17 protein-coding genes are annotated in these 22,130 nt (G+C 60.9%); 6 read left to right on the forward strand and 11 right to left on the reverse strand.

Annotated features, from left to right (window positions below):
• Positions 1-300: 300 nt before the first annotated feature.
• Together JIO00_RS13590 and JIO00_RS13595 are read left to right on the forward strand one after the other, a co-directional pair.
• On the forward strand, positions 301-1,710 hold the full coding sequence (locus JIO00_RS13590) for a hypothetical protein (RefSeq protein ID WP_200668464.1): 1,410 nt from the start codon (positions 301-303) through the stop codon (positions 1,708-1,710).
• Positions 1,711-2,092: 382 nt separating this feature from the next.
• Complete coding sequence (locus tag JIO00_RS13595) at positions 2,093-2,455, forward strand: DUF6124 family protein (RefSeq protein ID WP_010459965.1); 363 nt, start codon at positions 2,093-2,095, stop codon at positions 2,453-2,455.
• A gap of 321 nt (positions 2,456-2,776) precedes the next feature.
• On the opposite strand, the gene JIO00_RS13600 is transcribed toward JIO00_RS13595, so the two are convergent.
• Positions 2,777-4,087, reverse strand: a complete 1,311-nt coding sequence (locus JIO00_RS13600; protein WP_010459966.1) for an MFS transporter — start codon at positions 4,085-4,087, stop codon at positions 2,777-2,779.
• Positions 4,088-4,256: 169 nt separating this feature from the next.
• Between JIO00_RS13600 and JIO00_RS13605 the strand changes: the two genes are divergently transcribed.
• The 4 genes from JIO00_RS13605 to JIO00_RS13620 all read left to right on the forward strand — a co-directional run bounded on the left by JIO00_RS13605 (position 4,257) and on the right by JIO00_RS13620 (position 9,946).
• Positions 4,257-5,375: a sugar diacid recognition domain-containing protein gene (locus tag JIO00_RS13605; protein WP_200668466.1), complete on the forward strand. Its 1,119-nt coding sequence runs from the start codon at positions 4,257-4,259 to the stop codon at positions 5,373-5,375.
• 225 nt (positions 5,376-5,600) lie between these two features.
• Positions 5,601-6,743 carry a glycerate kinase gene (locus JIO00_RS13610; RefSeq protein ID WP_200668468.1) on the forward strand — a complete coding sequence of 381 codons (1,143 nt, stop codon included), beginning with the start codon at positions 5,601-5,603 and terminating at the stop codon, positions 6,741-6,743.
• 346 nt (positions 6,744-7,089) lie between these two features.
• On the forward strand, positions 7,090-8,715 hold the full coding sequence (locus tag JIO00_RS13615) for a methyl-accepting chemotaxis protein (protein ID WP_200668469.1): 1,626 nt from the start codon (positions 7,090-7,092) through the stop codon (positions 8,713-8,715).
• 43 nt (positions 8,716-8,758) lie between these two features.
• A complete protein-coding gene (locus JIO00_RS13620) occupies positions 8,759-9,946 on the forward strand; it encodes a pyridoxal phosphate-dependent aminotransferase (RefSeq protein ID WP_077750477.1) in 1,188 nt (395 codons plus the stop codon).
• 94 nt (positions 9,947-10,040) lie between these two features.
• Here the strand turns inward: JIO00_RS13620 and JIO00_RS13625 are convergent, their stop codons facing one another.
• The 10 genes from JIO00_RS13625 to JIO00_RS13670 form a co-directional block, all read right to left on the reverse strand.
• Positions 10,041-11,039 carry an NAD(P)-dependent oxidoreductase gene (locus tag JIO00_RS13625; RefSeq protein WP_200668470.1) on the reverse strand — a complete coding sequence of 333 codons (999 nt, stop codon included), beginning with the start codon at positions 11,037-11,039 and terminating at the stop codon, positions 10,041-10,043.
• A gap of 21 nt (positions 11,040-11,060) precedes the next feature.
• On the reverse strand, positions 11,061-12,359 hold the full coding sequence (locus tag JIO00_RS13630; protein WP_200668471.1) for an MFS transporter: 1,299 nt from the start codon (positions 12,357-12,359) through the stop codon (positions 11,061-11,063).
• Positions 12,360-12,404: 45 nt separating this feature from the next.
• Positions 12,405-13,442, reverse strand: a complete 1,038-nt coding sequence (locus tag JIO00_RS13635; RefSeq protein WP_200668472.1) for a sugar kinase — start codon at positions 13,440-13,442, stop codon at positions 12,405-12,407.
• Positions 13,435-14,217: a sugar phosphate isomerase/epimerase family protein gene (locus JIO00_RS13640; protein WP_200668473.1), complete on the reverse strand. Its 783-nt coding sequence runs from the start codon at positions 14,215-14,217 to the stop codon at positions 13,435-13,437. The genes JIO00_RS13635 and JIO00_RS13640 overlap by 8 nt, the downstream gene beginning before the upstream one ends.
• 140 nt (positions 14,218-14,357) lie before the next feature.
• Positions 14,358-15,383 (reverse strand): LacI family DNA-binding transcriptional regulator, encoded by a 1,026-nt coding sequence (locus tag JIO00_RS13645; RefSeq protein ID WP_325166943.1) that lies wholly within the window; start codon positions 15,381-15,383, stop codon positions 14,358-14,360.
• Positions 15,384-15,496: 113 nt separating this feature from the next.
• Entirely contained in the window at positions 15,497-16,105 is a 609-nt protein-coding gene (locus JIO00_RS13650; protein WP_010459979.1) for a LysE family translocator, read from the reverse strand.
• Between the two features lie 52 nt (positions 16,106-16,157).
• Positions 16,158-16,997 (reverse strand): AraC family transcriptional regulator, encoded by an 840-nt coding sequence (locus JIO00_RS13655; protein WP_200668474.1) that lies wholly within the window; start codon positions 16,995-16,997, stop codon positions 16,158-16,160.
• Between the two features lie 76 nt (positions 16,998-17,073).
• Positions 17,074-17,715 (reverse strand): DUF1345 domain-containing protein, encoded by a 642-nt coding sequence (locus tag JIO00_RS13660; RefSeq protein ID WP_010459983.1) that lies wholly within the window; start codon positions 17,713-17,715, stop codon positions 17,074-17,076.
• A 102-nt stretch (positions 17,716-17,817) separates the two neighbouring features.
• Positions 17,818-20,916 (reverse strand): efflux RND transporter permease subunit, encoded by a 3,099-nt coding sequence (locus JIO00_RS13665; RefSeq protein ID WP_200668475.1) that lies wholly within the window; start codon positions 20,914-20,916, stop codon positions 17,818-17,820.
• Between the two features lie 14 nt (positions 20,917-20,930).
• Positions 20,931-22,088, reverse strand: coding sequence for an efflux RND transporter periplasmic adaptor subunit (locus JIO00_RS13670; RefSeq protein ID WP_083376828.1), 1,158 nt, complete (start codon positions 22,086-22,088; stop codon positions 20,931-20,933).
• Positions 22,089-22,130 lie beyond the last annotated feature (42 nt).

Here is a 22,130-nt window from a genome sequence, read left to right on the forward strand (position 1 = left end):
CGCCGGCTTATGCGCCTTGGGCCTGGGTTTTATCGTTTGTCCCGTCGCTGAATATCAGCGATCGGGTTTGGTAGCCCGGGTCATCTTTAGACGTACAACGTTCGCTCTTCATTTTATGGCGGCTTTGCATGGGGCACTTCGGTGCGCCGGGTTCTAGAGTCCTGGTCTGCTAACCCCGTATAAGCACGCCTACCGCTTGTCAGCCACCTCCGGTTACCTGTTATTTCTGACAGTAGCCAATACCATCGTCTTACGCCTTAATTGACTCCGTCACTCATACCCTCGACAGGAGTCATCATCATGTCTGTTCAATCCGACCGCACCACTTCAACGTCAGAAGCATCCGAAAAAGCCGTGATAGGCTCAGGTCGCCTGAAAGTCATGGGCGCGCGCTCAAATCCCCACCTGTTTGGGCTGTCCGGTACGTCACGTCTACTGCGCGCCTTTGATGCCCTTACCGGGGAGCCAGTCGTTGCGCAGTGGAAGTACGCGACTGACAACGACTGGACAACGGCCCACACCTGGCGCGATACCCAGCAACAGGCACTGCATGTTCGCGTCGGCGACGATCAGGTCATCCTGAATTCGGCGAACATTATTGGCAGTTGGGGCGCCTTCGTCGCGCGTACTGATGACGGGGGCCTCGTCGGCTGGGGGCATCCGGATTTGGGTGCAGCGATCCCTGCGGACACTGCGCCCCCGAATGACATCGCTGCTGTCAGCGCCACTTCCAGCGCTTTTGCCGCCCTTCGAGCCGATGGAACGGTGGCGGTTTGGGGCGACGCGGGCGCTGGCGGGAATATGGGCGGTGTCAGTTCTTCGGGTTTTGTTGAGGTCAGCGGTGGCAAAAGCGCGTTCGCCGGTATAAAAAACACCGGGCAAGTGGTGGCCTGGGGGCAGGGTAGCGAAGTGCCCGAGTCCATCGGCGCGCTGAGGGACATTGTGCAGTGCGTGGGCAGCGACGGTGTATTTGTCGCACGACGGGAAACCGGGCATTTGGTGGCTTGGGGCAAACCTGACACCGGTGGAACGCTGCCGCCCGAGATCGCGATGCTTTCCGACTTCAAAACCTTCCTCGGCACCCAATATGCTTTTGCCGCATTGCGCGCAAAGGGCAGTCTCGTCGCCTGGGGCCGGAGTACCGGGGGAACCCTGCCGGCACCCATCGCCTCACTGACCGATGTCAACGAACTGTGCTGCGCCAATCAGTTCGCCTTTGCTGCAACGCGTTCCACCGGCCAGGTTGTGGCCTGGGGGCACCAAATGGGGGGTGGCACCATCGGCAACCCAGAAATAGAGGCCCGGACTGATATTGAAGTAGTTTGCTGCACCTTTTCCGCATTTGCTGCTCTTTGCACTAACGGTCAGGTTGTCGCCTGGGGAGATGGCTCAGCTGGTGGCGAAATACCTGCCGATATTGCACAACGGCGCGACATTGTTCAGGTGGTTGGCTCGTCGGCAGCCTTTGCAGCCCTGTGCAAGGATGGCAGCGTTGTGGCCTGGGGGAATAAAAGCTTGGGGGGCGATACATCTGCGGTGGAAAGCCGGTTGACCGATGTACGAGCCATTTACGCCAATAGTACCGCGTTCACGGCGCTGACCTCGGACGGCCGCGTGGTGACTTGGGGGAGCGCTCAAACGGGCGGCGACAGCAGTCCGGTGCAAGAACTGTTGGATGGCAAGGTTTCCTATCAGGTGCAAGCGGGTTAGTCAGGGCTGTTGCAACAGCCGTGATGAGTAAGTAATAAACGGAGATGTTTAACAGACATCTCCAGACACTCTCTCGGACTACACAACCTTGCGCCGTTGCCTACGACTGCGCCAGAATCCGCCGGCTTGTGCGTCTTGGGCCTGGGTTTTATCGTTTGTCCCGTCGCTGAATATCAGTGATCGGGTTTGGTAGCCCGGCAATTAGGCGCATATAGCCACCGTTTACAGGCCTCTTCAGGTCTCTGTTTTTATGGTGGCCATGCGCAGGGCTCCTTCGGGGGCGCCGGGTCCTAATTGCCGGTCTACCAACCCGCGTATGGCCACCACCTTTCGTTTGGTAGCGAGGGTGAGGGCTCCTTAATTTCAATTAGGAGTTTCATCTATGTTCAAACCAACACCAAACCCACCCGAAGCGGACGACGTTTCCCCCTACGAATCCACCGATTCCAAAAAACTCAACGATGCCGCCGAACGAGCGCTCGACTTTCACTTCCCATCCAATGCCGACATCAAGGCCACCCCGCGAACCCGCAGCACCCTGTTTTCCGTAGACCCCGAAGCCACGACTGAAACCCTTGCGGTGTATCTGGTCGAGACGCTGGCGTCGGTCGATGTGATGGTTCATCAGTTGGTGGATCATCTGGCGGGTGAATCGCGTTATGCGCTGTTGGGTATTTCCAACAGCATTATGACGGCGGAGATCACGGCGAATCGGCTGCTGGATAACGTTGGCCCGCAGGGCTAAAGCCAATTTCGAAGAGGCACATACTCGTGGCGAGGGAGCTTGCTCCCGCTCGGCTGCGCAGCAGTCGTAAATCCGGTATCTGCGGTGTACCTGAAAGGTCGCGGTTGCAGCTTTTGGGGCTGCTTCGCAGCCCAGCGGGAGCAAGCTCCCTCGCCACAAAAGCTTGAGTGTTCACAAAAGTGTGTCTGGCCACATAAGAGCTGTGTGCACACGAGAAATAAGAAACGGCCCGAAAGGGCCTTTTTTTGTTGATCGGAAGGGACGCGGAGCGTCCCGGGCTGCATTCCCACGCGGAGCGTGGGAACGATCATCTGTAACGCCTTACACCCGCAACGTGCGCGTCATGCGCAGCGCCAACAAGCTCCCGCACACGATCACGCCCGCCAGCAGATAAAGCGCCGCATCGGTCGAGCCGGTGCTGTCCTTGACCCAGCCCACCAGGTACGGGCTCAGGAAACCCGCCATCTGTCCCATGGAGTTGATCAGCGCCAGACCACCCGCCGCCGCGCCCGCGCTCAACATCGCTGTCGGTACTGGCCAGAACATTGGCAAACCGGTGAGGGCGCCCATGGTGGCGATGGTCAAACCGAGAATCGCGATGGCCGGTGTTGTGGCGAAGTTCACGGCAATCAGCAAGCCCACCGCGCCCATCAGCATCGGCACCACCAAATGCCAGCGTCGTTCTTTGCGCAGGTCTGCCGAACGCCCAACCATCAACATGAACAGCGCCGCCAGCAGATACGGAATCGCGCTCAACCAACCAATCACCAGGTTATCGCTGAAGCCCAGGTTTTTGATGATCGATGGCAGCCAGAAGTTGATCGCGTAGACGCCGCTCTGGATGCAGAAGTAAATCAAACCGAAGGCCCAGATCGCCGGGTTCTTGAACACGGCCAGCAGCGAGTCAGTGGCGGTTTTCGGTTTGTTGGCCAGATCGATGGCGTGGTCGGCTTCCAGCACCGAACGCTCGAACGGTGTGAGCCACTTGGCATTGGCGTAACTGTCGCTCAGCAGGAAATAGGCGAGGGCGCCGAGGATTACGGTCGGGATGCCTTGCAACAGGAACATCCACTGCCAGCCCGCCAAACCGCCTTGGCCCGCCGCGAAATGGTTAAGAATCCAGCCAGAGAACGGGCTGCCGAGCAGGCCGGACACCGGGATCGCCGACATGAACAGCGCCATGATGCGGCCACGGCGGAAGGTCGGGAACCACTGCGAAAGATACAGCACCACGCCCGGGAAGAACCCGGCTTCGGCTGCGCCGGTGAACAGGCGCAAGGTGTAGAACTCGGTCGGGGTAGTGACGAACAGCAGGCAGGTCGACAGCGTGCCCCAGACGATCATCATCAGCGCGATCCAGCGCCGTGGGCCGAATTTGGTCAGGGCCAGGTTGCTCGGTACGCCGCACAGCACGTAGCCGATGAAGAAGATCCCGGCCCCGAGGCCGTACACGGTTTCGCTGAATTTCAGCGCGTCGAGCATCTGCAGTTTGGCGAATCCAACGTTGACCCGGTCGAGGTAGTTGAACAGGTAGCAGATGAAGATGAAGGGGATCAAACGCAGGGTAATGCGTTTGTAGACGGCGTTTTTGTCGTCAACGATGGCCTGGGTAGCGGCGGCGCTCTGTGACATGGCGGGCTCTCTCTTTATTATGATTTTTTGCGATGCGCAGGGTAACGTTGATCGCCCAGAGAGTCTCGGCCACCCTCGGGGTGGCTGTCTTTGTGCCTGAGCACAGGGTTTGCGACCCAGCCCTGTGCGGGTGAACAACCTGTCCCATCACGCTTTAAAGGATCCCGATATGTTCGAACTCGATCACGACCTGGCCCAGGACATCGTCGACCGGGCGATGGCCATCCTGCCGTACAACGTCAACGTGATGGACAGCCAGGGATTGATTCTCGGCAGCGGCGAGCCGGAGCGCATCAACACCCGCCATGAAGGCGCGCAATTGGTGTTGGCCAATGGGCGCGTGGTGGAGATCGATGCGCAGACGGCGATTCACCTCAAAGGCGTGCAGCCGGGGATCAACTTGCCGTTGCTGCTCGATCAGCGCTTGATCGGTGTGCTGGGCATTACCGGCGAGCCGGAGCAACTGCGCACCTATGCCGAGCTGGTGCGGATGACCGCCGAAATGTTGGTAGGCCAGCGCAATCAGCAGGCCGAGCAGCAATGGCGGCGTCAGCGTTGCGATGATCTGCTGGCATTGCTGTTGAGCGAGGCCGGGGATTCGCCGCGCTTGCTGGATGAAGCGCAGCAATTGGGCCTGAAACCGCAAATGACGCGGGTGCCTTATCTGTTCGAGTTGGGCATGGAGCACGGTCCCGGGCAGACGGTGGAGGCGCTCAGTGCCTGGCTGACTTCGCGTTACCCGGACAGCTGGTGCGTGAGTTCGGCCAAGTCTTCGTTGCTGTGGTGTCGGCCGGCGAGTCAGGCGATCGAGAATAAACGGCTGCTGGAAAAACTCGATGGCCTGGGCTGGAACATTGTGCGCATTGCCGTGGGGGGGCAGGCGGATGGGTTGTCCGGGCTGCGTCGTTGTTATCGACGGGTTGGCGACTTACTGGCCTATGGGCGCGATGTGCTGCCGCGTTCGCGTTTGCTGACGCTCAACCGATATCGGTTGCCGGTGATGCTGTGGCGGCATCGCAACGATGACGCGCTGGATGAATTGCTCAAGCCACTGCGCAAAGTCATCGCCAAGGACGGCAACGGCCAATTGCTGGCGACCTTGCGCAGTTGGTGCGAGCACGACGGGCAGAGTCAGGCCTGCGCGGATGCGCTGGGGATTCATCGCAACAGCTTGCGCTATCGGATGGAGCGGATTGCCGAGTTGAGCGGGGTTGATCCGCTGAAACTGGACGGCATGCTCGCGCTCTACCTCGGCGTGCAGCTTTTGCCACAAACGGATGTCCCGTAGCGATCTCAAGGACGCCATCGCGAGCAGGGGTTTTGTGAACACCGCAGGACCAATGTGGGAGCGAGCCTGCTCGCGATGGCGGACCAGCAGCCGCACAGATGCTGGATCTGAAAACAGGCGTTTTGTAGAAATGAACAACAAACGCCACCCCCGCTTGTGCAGCGGACCGGCGTTATTGTGCGGGGCTGCTGGCAGCATGGAACGCATTGGAACTGGAGAATTCGCATGAAAATCGTGATCGCCCCCGATTCGTTCAAGGACAGCCTGAGTGCCCAGGGTGTGGCCGACGCCATTGCCCTCGGTCTGGCGCAGGTCTGGCCGGATGCGCAACTGGTCAAATGCCCGATGGCCGACGGCGGCGAAGGCACGGTCGAGTCGATTCTGGCGGCGTGCGAAGGCGAATTGCGCAGGACCCAAGTTCGCGGTCCGCTCGGCATCACCGTCGATGCCGCGTGGGGCTGGTTGCCGCAAACCCACACCGCAATCATCGAAATGGCCGAAGCCAGCGGTCTGCAACTGGTGCCGCCGGGGCAGCGCGATGCGTGCATCAGCAGCACCTTCGGCACCGGAGAACTGATTCGTGCGGCGCTGGATGCCGGGGCGCAACGGGTGATCCTGGCCATTGGCGGCAGCGCCACCAATGATGGCGGTGCCGGAGCGATGCAGGCGCTGGGCGTGAAGTTGCTGGACGTGCAAGGGCAGGCTCTGGCCCCAGGTGGATTGGCCCTGGCGCAACTGGCTTGCATCGACCTGAGTGCAATTGATCCGCGCCTGACCGACGTGCGTTTCGACATCGCCGCCGACGTCAACAACCCCCTGTGCGGTCCGCACGGCGCTTCCGCGATTTTTGGTCCGCAGAAAGGTGCGTCGCCCGAGCAAGTCCTGCAATTGGACGCTGCCCTGGGGCACTTCGCCGAGCTGTGCGCCCAGGCGTTGGGCAAGGACGTCCAGCACGAACCGGGCAGCGGCGCGGCAGGGGGCTTGGGGTTCGCGGCCAAGGCGTTTCTGGAGGCGCAATTCAAGGCCGGGGTTGAAGTGGTGGCCGAACTGGTCGGGCTGGCCGAGGCGGTGAAGGGCGCTGATCTGGTCATCACCGGCGAAGGCCGTTTTGACGCCCAGACCTTGCGCGGCAAAACCCCATTCGGCGTCGCACGCATTGCCCGGGAGCAGGGCGTGCCAGTGATTGTGATCGCCGGGACGTTGGGCGAGGGTTATCAGGACCTGTATGAACATGGCATCGATGCCGCGTTTGCCTTGGCCAGTGGGCCGATGACGCTGGAACAGGCCTGTGCCGAGGCACCACGGTTGTTGCGTGATCGCGCCAGTGATATCGCACGGGTTTGGCGGATCGCCAACCGCAAGCCCTGACCCAAATTGTCTGCACACAGGAATCCTGTGGCGAGGGAGCTTGCTCCCGCTGGGCTGCGAAGCGGCCCCAAAATCTACGGCCGCTGCGCAGCCGGACGGGAGCAAGCTCCCTCGCCACAAATGTTCATCAGGGCCACCACTGTGTTTCAGCGTTGAAACAGATGTCGCCCAGCAAAAATATTTTTCTCCAATCCCCGCAAAAAACCTCATCCCCAGCCGATACAGCCAATAAGCGCACACAAACCTATTACAACAGTGGCGCCCCGCTGATCCTGTGCGCCTCACGCCCGCCACTCAGCCATCACCGCAAGGACGCTCGCCGCCTCAATCACCCGAGTATCGTCCTATGTCCCTGCGTAATCTGAATATCGCACCTCGAGCCTTCCTGGGGTTTGCTTTCATTGCCTTGCTCGTCATCGTGCTCGGTGTGTTTGCGGTGAATCGCATGTCGATCATCCGCCAGGCCTCGATCGACATGGGCAGTACCCAACTGCCCAGCATCGGCTTCCTGGGCAATGTCACCGAAAACATCCTGCGCATGCGCATCCTGTCGTTCCGGATTCTGGTCAACCGCGAGCCGGCCAGTTTGCAGGAAGCTGAAGCGCGGATCGCGGTGCTTATCGACAAGGCGCGCAAGGCCCAGGCCAGTTATGCCGAGTTGCCGATGGAGCCGGACGAAGAGGCGCTGTACAAGGTATTCAGCGCGACGCTGGAAAAATACATGCAAGCGCAACGCGAGATGCTGGACCTGTCGCGCCAGAACAAGGTGGATGAGATGCGCGCCTTGATCAACACGCGGATCAAGGAAGGCACCGACCTGATGGGCGAGCAGCTCAATAAACTGGTGGCTTACAACCAGCAGGGCGCAAAAGCGGCCGGGATGATTGCGCAAGAAAACTACAACACCGCCGTGAACGGCATCATCGTGGTGTCGGTGGTCGCGTCGCTCCTGACCGTGCTGCTGGCCTGGCTACTGACCCGCAGCATCGTCACGCCGCTCAATCGCGCAGTCCAGGCCGCAGAAACCATTGCCGGCGGCAACCTGAGCAAAGCCATCGAAATCGACGGCAAGGACGAACCGGCACGCTTGCTCGGGGCCTTGTCCGTCATGCAGGCCAACCTGCGCAAAACCATCGAACAGATCGCCGGTTCCGCCACGCAACTGGGGGCCGCCGCAGAAGAACTCAGCACCGTGACCGAGGAAGCGTCCCGCGGCCTGCAACAACAGAACAACGAAATCGAACAAGCCGCCACGGCGGTCAACGAAATGACCGCTGCCGTGGAAGAAGTCGCGCGCAACGCCGTGTCGACCTCCGAAGCGTCGAGCCAGTCGACCCAGGCCGCCCGTGAAGGTCGCGACCGCGTGGTGGAAACCGTGGACGCGATCCAGACCATGACCCACGACGTGCAAAACACTTCGTTGATGATCGAAGGCCTGGCCGCACAGGGCCGCGACATCGGCAAAGTACTGGACGTGATCCGCGCCATCGCCGAACAGACCAACCTGCTGGCGCTCAACGCAGCCATTGAAGCGGCCCGGGCCGGTGAAGCCGGACGTGGTTTTGCCGTGGTCGCAGACGAAGTCCGGGCCCTGGCCCATCGCACGGCACAATCGACCCAGGAAATCGAAAAAATGGTCGCCGGCATCCAGAACGGCACGGGCGAAGCCGTCTCGTCGATGCAGCAGAGCAATCAGCGCACCCAGAGCACCTTGGAGATGGCCCGCGCCGCTGGTGTGGCGCTGGAGCAGATCACCCAGTCAATCCACTTGATCAACGAACGCAACCTGGTGATCGCCAGCGCGTCGGAAGAGCAAGCCCAGGTGTCCCGTGAAGTCGACCGCAACCTGGTGAACATCCGCGACCTCGCCACCCAGTCCGCCGCCGGTGCCAATCAGACCAGCGCCGCGACGCATGAGCTGTCGCGCCTGGCGGTCGATTTGAATGCGATGGTGGCGCGTTTCGTGATTTGAGATAGGGTTGAGACTGGGAGTCCGCGCGCGACAGGAGAAACACATGCGCTATTCAGCCTTGACCCAACGAATCGCCGGCGACGGAGCGGCAGCCTGGCAGATTCATGACCGAGCGCTGGAAATGCGCGAGCAAGGAGTCGACGTACTGCTGTTGTCGATCGGCGATCCTGATTTCGATACGCCGGCGCCCATCGTGCAGGCGGCCATCGACAGTTTGCGGGCCGGCGACACGCATTACCCGGAGGTGCGCGGCAGTCGCGGATTGCGCAGCAGCATTGCGCGGCGCCATCGACAGCGCAGTGGTCAGGCGGTGGACGCCGATCATGTGATCGTGTTTCCGGGCGCGCAGTGTGCGGTGTATTCGGTCGCGCAATGCCTGCTCGATCCCGGCGATGAGGTGATCGTCGCCGAACCGATGTACGTGACCTATGAAGGCGTGTTCGGCGCTTGTGCGGCCAAGGTGGTGCCGGTGGCAGTGCGGCCGGAGAACGGCTTTCGCGTTGACCCGGCGGATGTCGCGGCGCTGATTACGCCGAAGACCCGCGTCCTGTTGCTCAACAGTCCAAACAATCCGTCCGGTGCAAGCCTGTCATTGAAGACCTGGCAAGCGCTGGCGGTGTTGTGCGTGCGTCATGATCTGTGGCTGATCAGCGACGAGGTCTACAGCGACCTGTTGTTCGAGGGCGAACACATCAGCCCGGCAAGCCTGCCGGGCATGGCCGAACGCACCGCGACCATCAACAGCCTGTCCAAATCCCACGCCATGAGCGGCTGGCGCGTGGGTTGGTCAATCGGCCCGAAACTGTTGGCCGAGCACCTGGTGCATTTGTCGTTGTGCATGCTGTTCGGCATTCCCGATTTTGTGCAGAAAGCCGCGCAAGTGGCGCTGGATGAAGACCTGCCGGAAGTGGCGCTGATGCGAGAGGAATATCGCCTGCGTCGCGATCTGGTGTGCGCGAGGTTGAGTGGTTGCCCGGGGATCCGCCCGATCCGGCCGGATGGCGGGATGTTCGTGATGGTCGATGTGCGCCCGACCGGGTTGTGCGCCCAAGGGTTTGCCGAGCGTCTGCTGGAGGGTTACGGCGTGTCGGTGCTTGCCGGCGAGGCATTCGGGCCAAGTGCGGCGGGGCATATCCGCATCGGGTTGGTGGTGGATCAAGTGAAACTGGCGGATGCGTGCCGGCGGATTGCATTGTGTGCTGCGGACCTGCTCGAAGCGCGGCGGGCCTGACAGTGTTGTGTGAGTGCCGGCCTCTTCGCGGGCAAACCTTGCTCCTACAGGATCGGCGAAACCCGTAGGAGCTAGGCTTGCCCGCGAAGGCTGACTAACAGACGCCGAAATCCTTACGCTCGGACCACGCCCCGACATTCACCAGGTTCTTCGGCCGTTCTCCAGCCAACGCCATCAGCAGATTATCCACCGCGCACCCAGCCATCGCTTCCCGAGTCTCATGCGTCGCCGACCCCATATGCGGCGTCGCCACCACGTTGTTCAACGTCAACAACGGCGAATCAACATTCAGCGGCTCACGCTCAAACACATCCAGTCCCGCAGCGCGAATCTGTCCGGTGCGCAATGCCTCAATCAGCGCGGCCTCATCGACGACTTTTCCTCGGGAAATGTTGATGAAAATACTCTCCGGGCGCATCAAGGCGAACTCTTCAGCGCCAATCAACCCTTCGGTTTCAGCCGTCAACGGCAAGGTCAGGCAAATGAAATCGGCCTGTTGCAACAGCGCCGTCAGGCTGCGGTACTGAGCATCAAAGCGTTGCTCAACCGCCGGTTTTGACGAATGGCTGTGATAGATCACCGGCATGCCAAAACCAAAATGCCCGCGCTGGGCCAACGCCTCACCAATGCGCCCCATGCCGATGATGCCCAGGGTCTTGCCGTGCACGTCGGTGCCGAAATGCACCGGGCCGATGTTGCGGTTCCACTGACCGGCACGGACCATGTTGGCCAGTTCCACCACCCGCCGGGCCGTCGCCAGAATCAGCGCGAACCCCGTGTCCGCCGTGGTTTCCGTCAGCACGTCCGGGGTGTTGCTGAGCAGAATGCGCCGCTCGGTCAGGTAGTCGATGTCATAGTTGTCGACGCCCACCGAGACACTGGCAATCGCTTCAAGATTGGGCGCCAGATCAAGCAGTTCGCCGTCCAGCTTCAGACTTGCGCCAAGCAAGCCATGGGCGCGGGGCAGGGCGGCGCGCAGTTGTTCGATGCCCTCCGGGTTGAGGTTGTCGATCAGTGTCACGTCGGTGTGCTCATGCAGGCGAGCCATCAACAGCGGCGAGAGTTTCTTGTACAGCACGACCTGCTTTTTCATCGTCATCATCTCAACTTCAAATCAAGGGTGAGCCGGCACTGGCCGTTGCGTATCGGCCTTGGCCACGACCCGGTCACTGGCGCCGGGCTTGAGGAAAATCGTCAAAATCACGGAGAGCATCAACGCGCCGCTCATCAGCAAGTAAGAAGCGCCGGGCGAGCCGGTGGAGCTGTTCAGGTAGCCGACCAGATACGAACCGCCAAACGACCCCAGCGCGCCCATGCTGTTGATCAGCGCCATGGCCCCGCCGGCAACGTTGGCCGGGAGGATTTCCGGAACGATGGCGAAAAACGGCCCATACGGCGCATACATGCAGGCGCCGGCGATCACCAGCAGGGTGTAGGACCACCAGAAATGTTCGGCGCCCAAGGCATAGGAACCGTAGAACGCAATCGAGGCGATCAGCAGCGGCGGCCAGACGAAGCGTTTGCGCTTCTGCAATTTGTCCGAGCCCCAGGACACCAGCAGCATGCCGATCACTGCGGCCAGGTACGGCAGCGCCGAGAGCCAGCCGGCTTCGATCATGTCCATCTGCGCGCCGGCCTTGAGGATCGACGGCAGCCACAACACGAAACCGTAGACACCAATGCTCCAGCAGAAAAACTGCAGCGCAAGGATGATCACTTTCGGCGAACGGAAGGCTTCGGCGTAGTTCTTCACTGCTTTGATGCCGACCTGTTCGGCGGCGAGAGCGCTTTCCAGGTCGTGCTTCTCCTGGTCGGTCAGCCACTTGGCCTGGGCCGGACGGTCATCGGCCAGACGCCACCAGATAAACGCCCAGAATACCGCCGGCAAACCTTCAATGATGAACATCCAGCGCCAGCTGTAATGCTGCACCAGATAACCTGACACCACTGACATCCACAGCATGGTCACCGGGTTGCCGAGGATCAGGAAAGTATTGGCCCGGGAGCGTTCGGCGCGGGTGAACCAGTGGCACAAGTACACCAGCATCGCTGGCATCACCGCGGCTTCGACCACACCGAGCATGAAACGGATCACAATCAGCCAATAGGCGTTGGAGACGACCCCGGTCAACGTCGCGAGCCCGCCCCAGAGGATCAGGCTGAGGAAAATCAGCTTCTTCACGCTGTGCTTCTGCGCATAGATCGCGCCCGGTATCTGGAAGAAAAAGTAACCGAGGAAAAACAGCGCGCCGAGCATTGAAGACAGGCCGGGCGTGATCATCAGGTCGGCGGCCATCCCGGAGGCGGCAGCGAAGCCGTAATTGGCGCGGTCCAGATACGCCAGGCTGTAGGTGATGAAGACGATGGGCATGATGTACCACCAACGGCGGGTGGCGAGTGAGGCGGTTTTCATGGTGGTGCTCCTGAGCTTGTTGTTTTTGTCGCAGCAGGTAACGGGTCAGAAATCTTCAGTGGCTGTGCGGGGCTCTTCGCGGGCAAGTCTCGCTCCTACAAGAGCGCCGCTGTCCTGTGGGCGCGAAGCTTGCCCGCGAACAGCGGTCTCAAATTCGACGGACATCTCAAGTCGGGTCGGCAACCCCTCCATATCCCCGCGACTCTGCACCGCACGGCTGCCAATCCAGTTGGCCCGCTGCACGGCATCGGCGAAGCTGTGGTTTTCGAGCAAGGCGCTGATCATGCCGACGGCAAAGCCATCACCGGCGCCGACGGTATCGACCACCGTTGCCACCGGCACACCCGCGACAAACCCTTGATCTTGCTGCGTGCGGTAATACGCGCCATGAGACCCGAGTTTGATTGCCACCGCTTCTGCACCCTGATCGAGATAAAACGCCGCAATGTCCTCCGGGTCTTCATACCCGGTCAGCAAACGTCCTTCACTCAACCCCGGCAACACCCAGTGGGCGAGGGCGGCGAGACGGTTGATCTCGCTGATCATCAGTTGCTCGCTGGCCCACAGACTTGGGCGCAGGTTCGGGTCGAAGGACACGCTGCGCCCGGCAGTGCGCATGCGGGTCATCAGTTCAAAAGACATTTCCCGGGCCGACGCAGACAGCGCCGGAGGAATGCCGGTAGCGTGCAGATGTCGCGCGTTGAGCAACGGCGGGGAGATCGATTGCACCGACAAATGACTCGCCGCCGAGCCGCGACGGAAATACTCGACCGCCGGATCACTGCCATCGTCGGTACGAGACTTGAGCTGAAACCCGGTCGGGTGTGCCGGGTCGATGGCGACATGGCTGCAATCCAGGCCTTCCTTTTCCAACGTATCGACGACAAACCGTCCTAACGAATCGGCACCGACCCGGCTCAGCCACGCCACGTTGAACCCCAGCCGCGACAGGCCGATCGCGACGTTGCTGTCCGCCCCGGCAATGCGCTTGTGGAATTGGCCGACGGCCGCCAGATCACCGTTCTGATCGGCGACGAACATCGCCATGGTTTCGCCGAACGAGAGGATATCGAACTCAGACATGGGCACTCTCCAGACGGGATTGGCCGAGGCGGGCGAGGGTGGCGACGTGGTCGGTGGTCAACTGCACCAGGTCATCGCCTTGCAGCGGATATTCCGCCGCGCGCATCACGCCTTGGGCCATGTGCCGCAGCAGTTGTTCCCACAGTTGCACATCGCTGGCAGCCGGTGGGATGGCGACCAGTTTGCCGTCAGCCCGGCGCGCAACGGCTTTGCAATGCACGTAGCCGACATGCCGACCGAGCAGCCGAGCGGCATTGACGGCGGACTGGTCCTGCCATTGCCAGTTGCCGATGTCGAAGGTCATTTTGATCGGCAGTCGGTGTTGCTCGACTTCGCCGAAGAAGCGTTGGAACGGCTCGATACGCCCGCCGTGCAAGGTCTGGTCGTTTTCCACCAGCAGCTGCACCGGGCTTCGCGCGAGGATCCGGCTCAAGGTGTGCAGATCGTTGTTGTCGGTGAAGTAGCCCAAGGAAACTTTCAGCCATTTGGCGCCGAACGTTTCAGCGCGCTGGAGGGTGCAAAGCAGTTCAGGGTTGGGTTTCGACTGGCCGGCCAGCCACAGTTCCATCGGTGAGGAATAGATGCTTTCCAGGCCATGTGAGCGAGTGGCGTCGGCCAGTTGCACCGGGTTTTCATGGGTCAGCAATTCTTCGCGCCATTCAATGCGCGTGGCACCGGCAGCCGCCAATACCTCGATAAAACTGCCTTGGCCACGTTGGCGGACCAGATCGGCGCCGTAGCTCGACAGGCTGATGGAAACGGGTGGTTTATTCATTGTTTTGCACCTCTGAAACCGGTTTCATTTTTGTTCAAAAAAAATGGCTTGAGTAATGTGGGGTTCTTTCGGGCCTCATCGCGAGCAGGTGTACGCATTCCAATGTGGGAGCGAGCCTGCTCGCGATAGGGCCATCACATTCACTGAAGATTCCCAAGGGTCGACCCACGCACAATCAACCGCGCCGAAAAATCCATCGTCCGCACCGGTCCGTCATCCCCACGCAACCGCTTGAGCAAACACTCAAACGCGCTCGCGCCAATCTCCGCCGTCGGCTGGGCCAGCGCCGTAATCCCGCTGCCCACCAGCGGATACCAATCCAGATCATCCAAAGCAATCAACCCGACATCCTCGAACAGATTGCACTGCAACTCGCGCAAGGCATGGGTTGCGGCCAACGCCGCAATGCCATTGGCACAGAACAACGCTTTGTGACCAGGGCCGGGGGTTGTCAGGAAGGTTTTCAGTTGCGCAGTCAGCTCGCTACCGGTTTCGACCACCGCGCCGGTCAGCGTCCGACGCTGCCCGATCTGCGCCTTGAAACTGCTGACCCGCTCTATCCGCGAGCTGGTGCCGTCAAACGGTTCAGTCACCATCAGCACGTCGCGATAGCCGCGTTCCTGCAAGTGGGCGATGGCCATTTCCACTGCGGCCGGGTTGTCCAGACCGACCAGATCACTTTCAAGCTGCTCAACCTTGCGATCCACCAGCACCATCGGCATCTCCCGATGCAGCTCGCGCAACTCATCGCGGTGGTGGCCCAGGGTATTCACGATCAAGCCTTCGATGTTGTACGAGCGCAGCAACGCGAGGTGCTGGCGCTCCTGCTCGTCATCGCGATCGGTGTTGCACACCACCAGGCTGTAGCCGTGCTGACGGCAGGCGGTTTCCACCCCGTGCATCACGGCAATCGAATAAGGGTTACGGATGTCGGCTACCAGCATGCCGATCAGGCGAGTGCGGCCGCGTTTCAGGCCGCGGGCCATCTGGTTGGGGCGATAGCCGAGTTGGGCAATTGCCTGCTCGATGCGCAAGGCAATGGCATCGGAGAGCAGAGCGCGATCATCGCCGATGAAGCGCGAGACGCTGGCCTTGGAGACGCCGGCGTGTTCGGCGACGTCAAGCATGGTGACGCGGCTGCGCTGGGCGGCGGAGAAATCGTTCACGGTCTGAAACCTTCTTATTGGATTTAATGAAACCGGTTTCAGAAGACACCAGAAACGAATCCCCCGTCAAGTAGCGAATGAACGATGAGCCTATAAACGCCGACGGATGGAGGTCACAGCCAGACACTCAGCCAGGCCGAAACCAGCAGCAATACCGCCATGCCACGGTTGAAACGTTGCATCGCCTGCGGCGAGCGTAACCAGCGCATGGAGCCTGCGCCGAGCAGTGCCCATACGCCGAGGCAAGGCAGGGAAATCAGGAAAAATGCCAGCGACAGATACACCACCTGTACCAGCCGATGTTCACCCGTTCCGGCAAAGACGCTGACGACGGCGAGGGCCATCATCCATGTTTTCGGGTTAATCAATTGCAAGCTGGCGGCGCCCACCGCTCCAAGTCGCGCCTTGGTTTCCTGCGCGGCAACGGATTGCGCCGGGGCGCTGAAAATCTGCCACGCGAGGTAACTCAGCCACATCACTCCGATCCATTGCATGGCGGTTTGCACGGCGGGCAACGCGCTCAGCGACGAACCAGCTCCGGTACCCACCACCAAAACAAGGGTGGCGGCGCTGGCACAGGCACCGAGAATGATCGGCAGCGCGGCAGAAAGTCCATATCGGGCGCTGTTACTCAGCACCAGAATGTTGGTGGGGCCGGGCGTGATCGACGCCACGAAAGCAAACAGCAGGAAAGGCAGGAACGTCGGGAAAGAGGGCAGCATCGTGGGCAAACTCCGGTGAAGATCGATGATGACGATCTTCACAATCGGCGTATCACCTGTCTGGAAGATTTGAGCAGCGCTTGCGGTACAGCGCGGGTGTCAGGCCATAGGCTCTTACAAACCAGCGGCCCAGATGACTTTGATCGGAAAACCCCAATTCCATGGCGATTGTGGCCGGTAGTTCTCCGCGGGCCAGCAGGCGACGCGCGGTGGCCAGGCGTAATTGCACGAGGTAAGCATGGGGTGCGATGCCATAAGCGGCCTTGAACGCGCGGGTCAAACGGAATCGATCTACGCCAGTTGCCGCAGCTAATTGATCGAGACCGATGTCGTAACGGGCGTTGGCATGCAGGTACTCCCGGGCCTTCTGCGCCACCCGGGGCAGGCGCGGGTCTTCCGCATAACGGGTGCGCCAGTGCAAGTGAGTGGTGAGGCGCTCCAGTAACCCGTCAAGAGCGCTCTGGCGCACGATTCTCAATTCCGCCCCGTGCAAGGCTTCAAAGGCGAGGCTGATGGCGTGAGCCAGCCTTGTATCACTGGCCAGGGTGGTGGCGAAACTCAATTGACTATTAAGCGGCGCGTCTTCGAACAGCGCGCTCAACTCACGTTCCAGCCACTGTGGGTCGAGATACAACATGCGGTAGGTGAACCCATCCTCCGTCGGCGCCTCTCCGTCGTGGATGTCTCCCGGTTCGAGCAAGAACACTTTGCCCGGCGTGCTCTGATGCTTGGCGCGCCGGCAATTGAATTGCTGAACGCCTTGCTCGGTCACGCCCACCAGGTAGCTGTCATGCCAGTGCGGATCGTAAGCGTGGCCCTTGAAATGCGCGCGCAGGGTTTCGATGCCGGTGTCGGCGTCTTGGGTCAGGTCGATCCAGTTGTGGGTGGTCATGTTGCACCTGCGAAACCGTTTACCGACGTATTTAACGCCGACGCCGGGAACAATGACTAGAACGTTTGTGCAGCGCTCAGCCAAATAACCCGGCTGCGATGTTGATCGAAAAACCGAGAATCGCCGTATTGAACAAAAAACCGATCAGTGATTGCGCCAGCACAATCTTGCGCATGCTCCGAGTCGCCACGCCCACATCCGAAGTCTGCACCGCCACGCCAATGGTGAAAGAGAAGTACAGAAAGTCCCAGTAATTGGGAGTTTCCAGTCCTTCGGCGAAGCGTAGTGCCAGGTCCTTGCCGTCCCAGGTGTAGAACAGGCGAGCGTAATGCACGCTGAAAATCACCCCGATCAGCAGCCATGAGCCGATGACCGTCAGCGCGGTGAAGCCGTAATGCAGAAGCTTGCGGGTGGTTTCCAGGTCTTTGCTGCCGGCCAGCTCGAAGGTGATGGTCGCGAGGCTGGCAATCGCCGCGATGCACACCACAAACAACACCAACCCGGCGTTTTCGTCTTCGATCTCGGCAATACGCCTTACATCAGGCGCCTTGGCGCGGGCGGCGAGCCAGAGCATCAGGATCAAGTACGTCCAGACCCCGACATTCCAGCCAATGAGGATTTTGCTGATGATCGAATCGACTGGAGCCAGAATGCCTGCTGCGAGGCCAAGGGTGGCTGCGGCAGACAGGCGAGGGTGGGTGCGGGCGAGATAGGGCATGGGTGCTCGATGGGCCAGGGTATGCGACCACCTTAGTCCAGTGTGGTCTGTTGTGACCACACCAGAGAAAACAACCCGCTCCCGCAGGGGATATGTGGTGGGTTAGATGTCTTTATGGCGTTTGCGGACCAGCTTCATCACCACCACAAAAAACACCGGCACAAACACCACCGCCAGCGTCGCTGTGATCATCCCGCCGATCACCCCGGTGCCGATTGCTTGCTGACTCGCCGAACTGGCCCCGGTAGCAATTGCCAACGGCACCACACCCAGAATGAACGCCAGCGACGTCATCACAATCGGCCGCAACCGCAAGCGCGCGGCTTGCAGCGTGGCGTCGACCAAGTCATGCCCTTCGTCGTACAGGCTCTTGGCGAATTCGATGATCAGGATCGCGTTCTTCGCCGACAGGCCAATGATGGTGATCAGTCCGACCTTGAAGAACACGTCGTTGGGCATCCCGCGAAAGGTCACGGCCAGCACGGCGCCGAGCACACCCAGCGGCACTACCAGCAGCACCGATGTCGGAATCGACCAGCTTTCATACAGCGCCGCCAGGCAGAGGAACACGATCAACAGCGACAGCCCGAGCAGAATCGGTGCCTGACTGCCGGACAAACGTTCCTGCAAAGACAACCCGGTCCACTCCTGACCCAACCCGGCCGGGCCGAGTGCAACCAGCCGCTCGATTTCCGCCATGGCTTCGCCGGTGCTGTGGCCGGGCGCCGGCTCGCCGGAAATGCTGATCGCCGGGTAGCCGTTGTAACGGGTCAACTGCGCCGGGCCTTGGGTCCATTTCGCCTGGACGAAGGCCGACAACGGCACCATTTTTCCGCCGTCGTTACGCACGTGGATCTTCAGCAGATCGGCCACCTGGCTGCGTTGATCGCCTTCAGCCTGAACCACCACCCGTTGCATCCGCCCCTGATTGGGGAAGTCGTTGATGTAGGCCGAACCGACCGCCGTGGAGAGCACGTTGCCAATGTCGGCAAAGGACACGCCCAAAGCGTTGGCCTGTTTGCGGTCGACTTCCAGCTGCACTTGCGGCGCCTCGGCCAGCGCGCTTTCGCGCACGTTCATCAGGATCGGGCTTTTCTCGGCGGCGGCGAGCAATTCGCTACGCGCTTTCATCAGCGTGGCATGACCGAGGCCGCCACGGTCCTGCAAGCGGAACTCGAAGCCGCTGGAAGTGCCGAGACCGTCAACCGGCGGCGGCAGCACCGAGTAGGCCACCGCATCCTTTATCTGACTCAGGGCAATGTTGGCGCGGTCGGCAATCGAACTCGCCGAGTCGTCGCTGCCCCGGTCCGACCAATCCTTCAGCGTGGTAAATGCCAGCGCGGCGTTTTGTCCGCTGCCGGAAAAACTGAAACCGAGAATCACTGTGCTGTCGCCGACACCCGGCTCAGTGGCGTTGTGCGCTTCAACTTGTTCCACGACCTTGACCGTGCGGTTTTTGCTCGCGCCCGGTGGTAGCTGAATGTCGGTGATGGTGTAGCCCTGATCCTCAACCGGCAGAAACGAGGAGGGCAGGCGACTGAAACACAGGCCCAGACTAATCAGCAGTACGCCGTAGATCAGCAGATAACGGCCCGTGCGTTTCAGTGCATACGCCACCCAACCTTGATAACGCTCGGTCAGACGCTCGAAACCACGGTTAAACCAACCAAAGAACCCGCTCTTTTCGTGATGCTCACCCTTGGCAATCGGCTTGAGCAGCGTCGCGCACAGCGCCGGGGTCAGGGTCAGCGCAAGGAAGGCGGAGAACAGGATCGAGGTGGCCATCGACAGCGAGAACTGTCGGTAAATCACCCCGACCGAGCCCTGCATGAACGCCATCGGAATAAACACCGCCACCAGCACCAGGGTGATGCCGATGATTGCCCCGGTAATCTGCTTCATCGCCTTGCGCGTCGCCTCTTTGGGCGACAGGCCCTCGGTGGCCATGATCCGCTCGACGTTTTCCACCACCACGATGGCGTCATCCACCAGAATGCCGATGGCCAGTACCATGCCGAACATGGTCAGCACGTTGATCGAGAAGCCCAGCGCGAGCATGGTCGCAAACGTGCCCATCAGCGCCACCGGCACCACCAGCGTCGGGATCAGCGTGTAGCGGATGTTCTGCAGGAACAGGAACATCACCGCAAACACCAGCAGCATCGCCTCGCCGAGGGTGTAAACCACTTTGGTGATAGAGACTTTGACGAACGGCGAGGTGTCGTAAGGAATCTTGTATTCCACGTTCGCCGGGAAGTAGCGCGCCAGTTCATCCATCTTCGCTCGCACCAGGGTAGCGGTGCTCAGCGCATTTGCGCCCGGCGCCAACTGTACGCTGACGGCGGTGGAAGGCTTGCCGTTCAGGCGCGTGCCGAACTGATATTCCTGGCTGCCGATCTCGACCCGCGCCACGTCCTTGATGCGCACGGTGGAACCGTCAGGGTTGGCCTTGAGGACGATGTCGGCGAATTCTTCCGGCGTCGACAATTGGCCTTTTACCAGAATGGTCGCGGTGATTTCCTGGGTGGTACGCGTCGGCAAATCGCCGATGCTGCCGGCCGAGACCTGGGCGTTCTGCGCGACGATGGCGGCGTTGACGTCGCCCGGGGTCAGGTCGAAACCGATCAGCTTCTGCGGGTCGATCCAGATGCGCATCGCCCGTTCGGCGCCATACAACTGGGCTTTGCCGACGCCGTCCAGACGCTTGATCTCGTTCATCACGTTGCGCGCCAGGTAATCACTGAGCGCCACATCGTCGAGCTTGCCGTCGCTGGAAGTCAGGGTGATCAACAACAGGAAACCGGCGGAGACTTTCTCCACCTGCAAGCCTTGCTGATTGACCGCTTGGGGCAGGCGCGACTCCACGACTTTCAGCCGGTTTTGCACGTCGACCTGAGCCATTTCCGGGTGGGTGCCCGGCTGGAAAGTGGCCTTGATGGTGGCGCTGCCGAGGCTGCTCTGGGATTCGAAATACAGCAGATGATCAGCGCCGTTGAGCTCTTCCTCGATCAGGCTGACTACGCTCTCGTCGATGGTCTGCGCCGAAGCGCCGGGGTACACGGCGTAGATTTCGATCTGCGGCGGCGCGACGTCGGGGTATTGCGCCACCGGCAACTGAGGAATGGCCAAGGCGCCGGCCAGCAGGATGAACAGGGCAACCACCCAGGCGAACACCGGGCGATCGATAAAGAACTGCGGCATAAAAAGCGTCCTGCTTACTGACCAGAAACCTGGGCAAGTGGAAGAGGGGTGTTGTCGATCTGGACTTTTTCACCGGGCTTGGCGTGTTGCAGGCCTTCGGTGACGATGCGGTCGCCGGGGTTAAGGCCGGCGGTGACGATCCAGCGATCGTTCTGTACCGCGCCCAGTTCTACCGTTTGCTGGCCGATGCGCTGCTCGGCGTCGATCACCAACACCTGGGCAATGCCGGCGCTGTCACGCTGAATGGACCGTTGCGGTACGCTGATGCCTTGCTGATTGACGGCTTGTTCGAGGCGCACCCGCACGAAGCTGCCCGGCAGCAAGTCGAGGTCCGGGTTGGGGAACTCGCTGCGCACGATAATCTGGCCAGTGCCCGGGTCGACAGTGATGTCGGTGAATAGCAGCTTGCCCGGCAGCGGGTAAAGGCTGCCGTCATCCTGAATCAGCGTGGCTTTGGCCTGGCCCTGGCCCACTTCCTTCAACTGCCCGGAACGGAAGGCGCGGCGCAGGTCGTTGAGTTCCCGGGTCGATTGGGTCAGGTCGGCGTGAATCGGGTTCAGCTGCTGGATCAGTGCCAGCGGCGTGGTTTCGTTCTGCCCGACCAGCGCACCTTCGGTCACCAGCGCGCGGCCGATGCGCCCGGAAATCGGCGCAGTGACGGTGGCGTAGCCGAGGTTGAGTTTCGCCCGGTCCACGGCGGCCTTGTTGGCGGCGACATCAGCAGCGGTTTGCCGGGCACTGGCCCGGGCGTTGTCGTAATCCTGGCCGCTGATGGCGTTGCCTTCGATCAACTGGGCATAACGCTGTTCCTGCAATTTGGCCTGGAACGCATTGGCTTCAGCCTTGCGCAAGGACGCTTCGGCGCTGTCGAGGTCAGCCTTGAAGGGTGCCGGGTCGATACGGAACAGCACATCGCCTTTTTTGACGTCGCTGCCTTCGCGAAAGGTGCGTTGCAACACGACGCCGGCGACCCGGGCGCGGACTTCGGCAATCCGTGGCGCGGCAATCCGCCCGCTCAGTTCACTGGTGATCGACAGGGGCCGGGCTTCGATTGTTTCGACGCGCACCGTGGCCAGAGGCGCCTGTTCTTCGGCGTTCGAGGACTTGTCACAAGCGCTCAGCGTCAATGCCAGCGCCATCAGGCTGAGCTTGGCAAGCAGGTTCTTTGACATGTAATTACCCCAATAATGACTGCCCGCATCCTACGGGGAGGC

This window comes from Pseudomonas sp. SW-3, assembly GCF_016615645.1.
GTDB classification, from domain to species: Bacteria; Pseudomonadota; Gammaproteobacteria; order Pseudomonadales; family Pseudomonadaceae; genus Aquipseudomonas; species Aquipseudomonas mandelii.

Coding starts and splice junctions, on each gene's coding strand:
- JIO00_RS13590 (WP_200668464.1), top strand. CDS start 301: ATGTCTGTTCAATCCGACCGCACCACTTCAACGTCAGAAGCATCCGAA.
- JIO00_RS13595 (WP_010459965.1), top strand. CDS start 2,093: ATGTTCAAACCAACACCAAACCCACCCGAAGCGGACGACGTTTCCCCC.
- JIO00_RS13600 (WP_010459966.1), bottom strand. CDS start 4,087: ATGTCACAGAGCGCCGCCGCTACCCAGGCCATCGTTGACGACAAAAAC.
- JIO00_RS13605 (WP_200668466.1), top strand. CDS start 4,257: ATGTTCGAACTCGATCACGACCTGGCCCAGGACATCGTCGACCGGGCG.
- JIO00_RS13610 (WP_200668468.1), top strand. CDS start 5,601: ATGAAAATCGTGATCGCCCCCGATTCGTTCAAGGACAGCCTGAGTGCC.
- JIO00_RS13615 (WP_200668469.1), top strand. CDS start 7,090: ATGTCCCTGCGTAATCTGAATATCGCACCTCGAGCCTTCCTGGGGTTT.
- JIO00_RS13620 (WP_077750477.1), top strand. CDS start 8,759: ATGCGCTATTCAGCCTTGACCCAACGAATCGCCGGCGACGGAGCGGCA.
- JIO00_RS13625 (WP_200668470.1), bottom strand. CDS start 11,039: ATGAAAAAGCAGGTCGTGCTGTACAAGAAACTCTCGCCGCTGTTGATG.
- JIO00_RS13630 (WP_200668471.1), bottom strand. CDS start 12,359: ATGAAAACCGCCTCACTCGCCACCCGCCGTTGGTGGTACATCATGCCC.
- JIO00_RS13635 (WP_200668472.1), bottom strand. CDS start 13,442: ATGTCTGAGTTCGATATCCTCTCGTTCGGCGAAACCATGGCGATGTTC.
- JIO00_RS13640 (WP_200668473.1), bottom strand. CDS start 14,217: ATGAATAAACCACCCGTTTCCATCAGCCTGTCGAGCTACGGCGCCGAT.
- JIO00_RS13650 (WP_010459979.1), bottom strand. CDS start 16,105: ATGCTGCCCTCTTTCCCGACGTTCCTGCCTTTCCTGCTGTTTGCTTTC.
- JIO00_RS13655 (WP_200668474.1), bottom strand. CDS start 16,997: ATGACCACCCACAACTGGATCGACCTGACCCAAGACGCCGACACCGGC.
- JIO00_RS13660 (WP_010459983.1), bottom strand. CDS start 17,715: ATGCCCTATCTCGCCCGCACCCACCCTCGCCTGTCTGCCGCAGCCACC.
- JIO00_RS13665 (WP_200668475.1), bottom strand. CDS start 20,916: ATGCCGCAGTTCTTTATCGATCGCCCGGTGTTCGCCTGGGTGGTTGCC.
- JIO00_RS13670 (WP_083376828.1), bottom strand. CDS start 22,088: ATGTCAAAGAACCTGCTTGCCAAGCTCAGCCTGATGGCGCTGGCATTG.